At 27.1% G+C, this 8,457-nt stretch carries 8 protein-coding genes; 5 read left to right on the plus strand and 3 right to left on the minus strand.

The features are described from left to right. Positions 1–10 precede the first annotated feature (10 nt). Entirely contained in the window at positions 11–853 is an 843-nt protein-coding gene (locus tag ACXYRN_RS03105; RefSeq protein ID WP_458607633.1) for a Cof-type HAD-IIB family hydrolase, read from the plus strand. Between the two features lie 76 nt (positions 854–929). Continuing rightward, positions 930–2,750, plus strand: a complete 1,821-nt coding sequence (locus ACXYRN_RS03110; RefSeq protein ID WP_458607634.1) for a R.Pab1 family restriction endonuclease — start codon at positions 930–932, stop codon at positions 2,748–2,750. A gap of 71 nt (positions 2,751–2,821) precedes the next feature. On the opposite strand, the gene rbfA is transcribed toward ACXYRN_RS03110, so the two are convergent. From rbfA to ACXYRN_RS03125, 3 genes are all read right to left on the minus strand, one after another. After that, positions 2,822–3,163, minus strand: a complete 342-nt coding sequence (gene rbfA / locus ACXYRN_RS03115) for a 30S ribosome-binding factor RbfA (protein WP_435129844.1) — start codon at positions 3,161–3,163, stop codon at positions 2,822–2,824. Positions 3,164–3,232: 69 nt separating this feature from the next. Continuing rightward, positions 3,233–3,805, minus strand: coding sequence for a PTS sugar transporter subunit IIA (locus ACXYRN_RS03120; RefSeq protein WP_458607635.1), 573 nt, complete (start codon positions 3,803–3,805; stop codon positions 3,233–3,235). A 10-nt stretch (positions 3,806–3,815) separates the two neighbouring features. Further along, positions 3,816–4,943, minus strand: a complete 1,128-nt coding sequence (locus tag ACXYRN_RS03125; protein WP_458607636.1) for a trigger factor-related chaperone — start codon at positions 4,941–4,943, stop codon at positions 3,816–3,818. Between the two features lie 69 nt (positions 4,944–5,012). Here ACXYRN_RS03125 and ligA point away from each other — a divergent pair, with 69 nt between their 5' ends. The 3 genes from ligA to ACXYRN_RS03140 are packed head-to-tail and all read left to right on the plus strand — an operon-like array spanning position 5,013 to position 8,367. After that, positions 5,013–7,025, plus strand: coding sequence for an NAD-dependent DNA ligase LigA (gene ligA, locus ACXYRN_RS03130; RefSeq protein WP_458607637.1), 2,013 nt, complete (start codon positions 5,013–5,015; stop codon positions 7,023–7,025). A 9-nt stretch (positions 7,026–7,034) separates the two neighbouring features. Then, a complete protein-coding gene (locus ACXYRN_RS03135; protein WP_458607638.1) occupies positions 7,035–8,090 on the plus strand; it encodes a DNA cytosine methyltransferase in 1,056 nt (351 codons plus the stop codon). Between the two features lies 1 nt (position 8,091). Continuing rightward, positions 8,092–8,367, plus strand: a complete 276-nt coding sequence (locus ACXYRN_RS03140) for a hypothetical protein (RefSeq protein ID WP_458607639.1) — start codon at positions 8,092–8,094, stop codon at positions 8,365–8,367. Positions 8,368–8,457: the final 90 nt, after the last annotated feature.

Below are 8,457 nucleotides of genomic sequence, written 5' to 3' on the forward strand. Positions count from 1 at the left end.
TAATTTATGTATGAAAAAATGAGCTATATTTAGTGACGTTGATGGGACTATATATCCCTTTCCAAGTAAAGAATTAACAAAAGAAAATGTTTCAAAAATTCATGAAGTTGTTGAAAAAGGAATCCCTTTTATCATTAATACCGGTAATGGACCATATCCGAAAATTCAAAATTTAGCTGAAAAAGTACACTCTCGATATATCATTTGTTCGAATGGTGCGTTAATTTTTGATAATCAAACAAAAGAAATTTTGCATATTGAATATCTTCCACAAGAAGAAGCAAAAAAAGTTTGAGAACTAGCAGATGAACTAGGATTAGGGCTATATTATTTTGGTACACATAAATATTATTTAAAAAGTGCTGATGATCGTTTCCGTAAATTCATTAGTGATTTTTGTGAATATACCGACTGAATCGAAACAGGTGAAATACCATCTGATTTACATAAAATTGAGTCTTATGGACCATTAGAACTTGTTGATAAATTTTGTGAGCTTGCAAAGCAAAGAGGTATCAATTTAAATATTGTAAACCTTAAATCACATATTGAAATAACAAAAGCAGGTGTATCAAAAGGTAGTGGTATTAAGTGGGTTTGTGATAATCTTTTAAATGCATCCGTTGATGATGTAATGGCTATTGGTGATAGTCAAAATGATATTTCTATGTTCAAAACAGCAGGATATACATATGCAATGGAAAACACCGATTCATATTCAAGAACTTTTGCTAAATATTTTACATCCACAGTAGAACAAAACGGTTTAGCAGAAGCAATTGATGATTACTTATATCGTAGTGATTTTGAATTAAAACGTGCTATTTCACAGGGTTTGAAGAAAAACAAATAACCTCTTTGAGGTTTTTTAATAAAATGTATATAAATAAGTAATTTTTAGATATGTAAAACAATTTATAAAGGATATTATGAATAAAAAAATTAAGTTAGGACAATTTTTTACCCCAAAAGCTGTTGTTGATATAGCTTGAAAAATGATTAAAAGAAATAAAGTTGAATTTGATTTTGTTGCTGATACATCTGGTGGAAATGGCGATTTCATCACAGATGAAGTTGCAGATAAATTTATTTATGTTGACATCGACAAATACTATTATGATTATGTTAAAGATAACTATAAAATTCTTAAGACATTAAATAAAAATTCATTGAATGATTTGAAAAGAAGTGATATATGTACAAATGATAAAAAATTATTAATTGTAGGGAATCCGCCATATAACAACTGAACATCTTTTTATATGAAAAACCAAAAAGGAAGTATGCTAATAAATGATACATTTAAAGCACGAGATATGGGAATTTCTTTTTTAAAGATGTTTAAGCATTTGGATGCTGAATATATTTGTGTTTTGCATCCGTTGTCTTATTTGATTAAAAAATCTAATTTTAATCAACTAGGTCAATTTAAAAATAATTATGTTCTTACAGATGGGATAATAATTTCATCAAATTTGTTCAATGATACATCCAAAAATACACAATTTCCTATTATAATAGCTCTTTATAAAAAGGATTCAAAAGGGATGAGTTTCGATGAGATAAAAACCTTTACTTTTTCGGTTCATAACTCAAATTATAAATTCTGTCTAAATCAGTTTTTATATATAGAAGATGTGCATACAAAATATAAAGACAAGTCAATTACAGGTAATTATGCTCATTTTAGCACTCTAAGAGATATGAATCAGTTAGTAATTAATAAAGGGTTTTTAGATCAGGAAAATGCTCAATCTATTAGAGTTAAAGGACAAACTGCCTTAAAAATCTTCAAATATCTACAAATATTAAAAGCTTGATATTCTCAAAATAAAAATGAGTTTTACTTTTTAGGTAATTTTTCGCCAATTGTTAATAAAGAAATATGAAAAAACATAGATACTAAGGGTGAACAAAGCATCTACCAAGAAATAGATTTGTTTTTTAAAAAAGAACTATCAGAAAATAATTCTATTTTATCAATATATACCGATAAATTAATTTGAAATTTCACCAATATATCACCTTCTGGAAAATATAGATTTAAAAAGAGAGAGAAACATTTTGAACAAGGTGAAATAAAACCTTCTGCATCACAAGTAATTACTGATAAAGATTTTTTAGAAATACAAATTGGATATGATAAAAAAGTAGAAGACTTTTACAGCAAACCTTCTCTTTATAAACTTGCTTTTAAAAATAACAAGGATGAAAATAAATATATTTTTGAATTATCTGATATATTTTATTGAGGGTTGAATAAAGGATTTATCGATTTAGAATTTTTGACAAATTTATTAAATAAAGTCGAATCAATTAAAACATACATTGAAGATGAATATAAAATAACAAGAAAACAAAGGGTTGAAAATCCTAAAATCATTTTGCCTATTAGTTTTCAAACCGTTGATGTAATAAAACCTAGTTTTATTAGTGAATACATTGATAATGACTTCATAGAAATTAAAATTGATTATAAACAGAAAGCAATTGGAACACAAGCGATGTTGTTTTTAAATTTATCAGCAAAAAATTTTGTAATAAACAATGAGCCAATTATAGGTAAAACCATATCCAAAACTTCTGTTATTAATTATGTCATAGATAGAAAAAGATATACAGACTTATTTATACACATTATTTTGCTTTTTGCTAATTTATCAAAAGAACATAACACAGATATTATAAGAATATTAAGTTCTGTGTTAAAATATAAACAAAATGAACTTTATGAAAATGTAGCATCATAAGAAAGTAATAAAAACTCTAAGAGTAAAAACAAAACCCGCAAAGTGGGTTTTTGAAAATAATTAATCACTTTTTATTGTTTTTCTTTTTCTATATTTCTTAGTATCTCATCAATTCTTGCTCCTTTTTCAGAAACATCATCAATAAAGAATCTAACTGTAGGAACCTTTCGTCAGTCCAAAGATTTTGCTAACATCTTACGAACATAACCAGCAGCATTATTTAATGCAATAAGTCCTTTTTTTGTATTAGATTCAAAATTTACATACACCTTTAAATCTGATAAATCAGATGATAATCTCACATCCATTACAGTTGGATTAATAATATTTACATTACTTATATTATGTTCAAGAATATCAGCAATCAATTGATGCACTTGTGATTCTTTTCGTTTTAAATTAATTTCATTCATAACATAATTATATAATTTATCTTATATTTAGTGAATAAAAGTTGCTGAAATATAATTTCAGCAACATTTTTATTTGTTTAATTCCACCTCGGCAATTGGTTCAGATAATACAACTGTATCACTTGTGCTTCGATCTGCTAAGAATTTAACTGCTTTATAATTACTTTCAGGTAAAACAGTTACATGAACATCGGAAGTATAACCTTTTGAATGCACTAAATCTAAATCCACATTAACTAGCACTTCGCCAACTTTAACTTTATCACCTTGTTTAACTACACTTTCAAACCCTTGTCCATCAAGTTTGACGGTATCAATTCCAATATGAACGAAAACTAATGCATTGTTATTTGCTTTAATTGTTACAGCATGCTTGGTAGCAAATAACATTTCTACTACACCTTCAACTGGTGAAAACACAGGAACGACACCAGAATCATGATCAAATTCAACTGCGAATCCATCACCTAAAGCACCACTAACAAAAACTGGGTCTTTAGCATCAGAAAGGTTTACAAATTTTCCTTTTATTGGACTATGAATCACATCATTTGCTGGTTGATTTATTTCTTCTGTTTTAACTTCATATTTTGTTTTTTTTGATTTTCTACTAAATAGTTTTGCTAAGCAATCTCTCAACATAACATCCTTTCTATTTAAACCTTAAATATTTTTCGATTTCTATATATGTATCAGAATGATACTTTTTCAAGAAAATTGTCCCTAGTTTTTGCATTAAAATCGCATCAGAAATACGACGAGGATCAATTTGTTCATCCATAACAGGATTAAGTGATGCTTTTACTTTTGCGATTTCTTCTTTAATTTCTTCATTTGAGATAAAAATATCATACTTTTTAGAAATAACATTTAATCAAAAGAAGTCAGTTAATGTTTCTTTAACTATTGCAACCTTATCACCTTCGAATTTTTCATCGAAGTTAAATCCATCGATATCACTTTGAATTAAATCTTGTGGAAAATCAATCGGTTTATTAAATTTCTTTATTTCCTTATAAATGTTCATTCCATAAGTAAATAATGAATTAGTAACCACTTCTTCTTTTGTAGTATAAAAAATAAAATCTTTTAATGATTTAAGATCGAAAACACCCGGTATCTGCATTTCTTTTACATTGTCATCATTTAATTTTTCATCAAGGTAATAGAAAACATCAATAATGGTAATTTGTAATTTAGTTGTTTCTAAATCAAAATCAAATGTTGATTTAGGTTTCATTCCAACTAACTTACTTTCTAATGTGTTGTCTTTTTCTGCTTTTGCTAATAATTCAAAACGTTGTCTGCGTTTTGAAATAGGATCAAAAGCATCTAAAATAACATGATCATTAGGTTCAATATCATCTGTGGTACGGAACTTACGTGGTGATTGGTTTTTAACATAATCATCGACAAAATTATTTATTTTTTCATCTGTGTCAGATAAAACAAAATCATTGGTTGGTTTAAAATCTAAAGTCAAGTCATCTAGATAATTTTCTAAATAATAAGTTTTCAAATCAAATGAAATTGAATCCACATTCATGTGAATGTTTTCAGCAATAGGCATAAATGCAACTTTATTAGATTCACGATCTTTAAGTACATCTGTAAATATTTTTTGTTTTTCAAGCAAAATAACACCACGTGAAGCATATGATAAAATATCTTGTTGCGAAACTTTACCTTTTTTGGTAGTATTTAGATAGTTTAGTGCTTCATTTTGGTAATTAATTCATTGGTTTTTATCAACCAAGATGCTTGTCATTGTATATTTCATTTAAACTCCTTTATTTAAATTTTACTATAAATAAAATAAGTGTATAAAAATGTTTTGTATAATTATTTAATGAAAGATAAAAATTTAGAAGTTAAACACCAAATTCAGCAATTAGTTGAAAAAATTAATCAATGAGACTGAGAATATTATATGCTTGATGCTCCAAGTGTTTCGGATTCTGAATATGATAGCGAATATAAGCGCTTACAAGCATTAGAAGAGACTTTTTCAGATCTGATCCTACCTAATTCACCAACTTTAAAATTAGGTGCTTGAAACAACGAGAAATTCGCTAAAGTAATCCACCAAAAACCGATGCTTTCTTTGAATAAGGCATACTCAAAAGAAGATGTTTTTAAATTTTTAAATGATATTAAGCAACAAATAAGTTCTGATATTTCATTTAATTGCGAACCTAAAATTGATGGATTATCTATTTCTTTGAAATATGTAGATGGTAGACTGATTCAGGCTTTAACTCGTGGAAACGGGATTGAAGGCGATGATGTAACAGAAAATGTTTTTCAAATTGAAAACTTACCTAAACAAATTAATTATCTAAAACCAATTGAAATAAGAGGTGAAGTATATTTATCTAAAACTCGTTTTAACCAACTAAATAAAAAACTGGAAACTGATAATAAAAAACTTCTAGCTAATCCACGCAATGCTGCTGCCGGAACTTTAAAACTGCTAGATAAAAATATTGTTAAAGAACGTGGATTATCAATTATTTTATATGATATAACAGACCCAATACTACATAATATTAATTTACAAAGCGATGTGGTAAATTTTCTAAATCAACTGAATTTACCCACCAGCAAGCATAATAAGACATCTGCAGACTTTGATGAAATATGAAATTTCATCAAAGAATTCAAAGAGATCAAAAATTCCTTTGAATATGATTGCGACGGATTTGTTATAAAGTTAAATAACTTAAAATATTGAGATTCGCTTGGTAGAACTTCTAAATTTCCAAAATATGCTATCGCTTATAAATACGAAACAGAAGAAAAAGTTGCTAAAATCAAAGAAATTATTGCAACCGTAGGAAGAACCGGGAAAATTACCTATGTTGCAAATTTCAAAGACAAGGTTGAATTAAACCAAACCTGAGTATCAAATGCTACCTTGCATAATTATGAATATATAAAAGATATGAATATTAACATCAACGATGATGTTTTAGTAATAAAATCAGGTGAAATTATTCCAAAGGTTATTGCATTAGTTCATAAAAATTCTGATGGTATTTTTAAAAAAGTCACAAAATGTCCTTCTTGTAATCAGCTACTACATCAAAATGATTCATTAGTTGATCAATTTTGTATTAATCAACACTGTCCAGAACAAAAAATACGTGCTTTGATTCATTTTTGTTCAAAGCAGTGTGTTAATATTGAATCCTTAGGAAATGAAATTATTAAGCTATTTTATCAAAAAGGATATATTAATACTTTTTCTTCTATATATATGCTAAATAAGTATAAAAATGATATCATTAATCTTCCTTCTTTTGGTAATTCTAAGAGTAAAAACAAAGAATATAAAAAAATTGATAATATTTTAAGTTCAATTGATAAATCAAAGTCTATTAAACTAGCAAATGCTCTCTTTGCACTCGGTATCCCAAATGTCGGTAAAACTGCTGCAGCATTAATTGCAGTAAAATTAACTAAATTAACTGATTTGACAACAATAAATCTTGATTCTTTGTTACAAATAAACACAATCGGTCAAGTAATAATTGATAGCATCAAAAGTTTTATAAAAAACCCTAATATTCTTGAAGAAATGCATCGACTTGATAGTATTTTTGAATATATCAACGATGATATTAAAACATCTGATTTATTAAAAGGGAAAAATTTTGTAATTACAGGAACCTTAAGCAAATCCAGAGATTTTTTCAAAGATGAAATTATCAAAAATGGTGGTAAAGTGGTATCAAGCATTTCGAAGAATACTAACTTTTTACTCGCTGGAGAAAATGCTGGTTCAAAACTACAAAAAGCCTATGATTTAGGGATAAAAGTTATAAATGAAGATTATTTTAATCAAATGATGAAAATCTAGAAAGTATATATGAAGAAAATAGGAATTACATCTTTATTCGCTTCCGCTGGGATTGGAACATATTTATTAAAAAACATTGGTTTTGATGTTACCTTATCTAATGAATTGATAGCTAAAAGAGCATATATACACGATTTTTTATATCCAAATTCAAAAATGATAATCGGTGATATAAGTGATAAAAATGTCTTTGATTCATTGGTTTTAAGACACAAACAACTTAATAATCAAATTTTAATTGCTACACCTCCTTGTCAAGGGATGTCACTAGCCGGAAGACGAAAGATAGATGATCCTAGAAATCTATTGATTACATATGTTGTAGATTTTATCAAACAAACAAAACCTAAACTTATTATTATTGAAAATGTAATTCAGATGTATACAACTAAGATAATGATAAATAACAAGTTTATAAATATCAAAGAATATTTAAAAAACGAATTAAGTAGTTTATATCAACACATCGATTTTTATAAATTAAATTCCAAAGATTTTGACACTGCACAAGACCGTAAACGTGCTGTAATTATCATTAGCAACCTAGATATACAAATACCACACCCCACAAAGATAAAGACTGTAGAAGAAGTAATCAGACACCTACCAAGCCTAGAATCAGGTCAAAGAAGTGATATAAAATATCACAATGCTTCCGTTCACAATGACAGACACATTGAATGAATGAAACATACACCAAGTGGAAAAAGCGCCCATTTTAACGAAAAGTATTTTCCTGTCAAGAAAAATGGAGAACGAATCAAAGGTTATTCTACAACATATAAAAGAATTTCATGAGATAAACCTGCTCCGACTATAACAATGGCAAATGGTTCAATTTCTTCACAAAACAATGTACATCCAGGTAGATATAAAGATGGTTTTTATAGCGATGCAAGAGTTTTAACTATCAAAGAAATTTTACTTTTAACAGGTTTACCTGATGATTTTGTTTTACCTGATGATGTAAGTGATTCAAATATTAGACATATTATCGGCGAATGTGTACCACCGAAGATTTTTTATGGTATTTTAAAAGAAAATAAGGATAAATTAGATAAATAAGATGCAAGATTTTTGACAATCACCAGGTAATAAACAAATTTTTGACAGCATATTAAATCTAAATCCTAAAAAGTATTCTACTTCTACTCTGTATACTTTTTCAACCTTATCTTATTTTAAAAACAATGTAGATGCATCAGGATTTAAACTCAAATATATTAATTTATTAAAAGTCTTAATTTTTAAACAAATGAATAAACCTGAAAATAAAACAGTTGCAATACATCTGATTACTCACCTTGTTTTTTATGGATTCCTAAAAATCATCAAAAAGTAATAATGAAAAAATAGTTATTATGACTTCTTATGGCAGAGATTTTATTGACAAATGAATACAGGTGCTTAAACATAGATTGATTAATTTTGC

This window comes from Mycoplasma sp. 4423 (assembly GCF_054353855.1).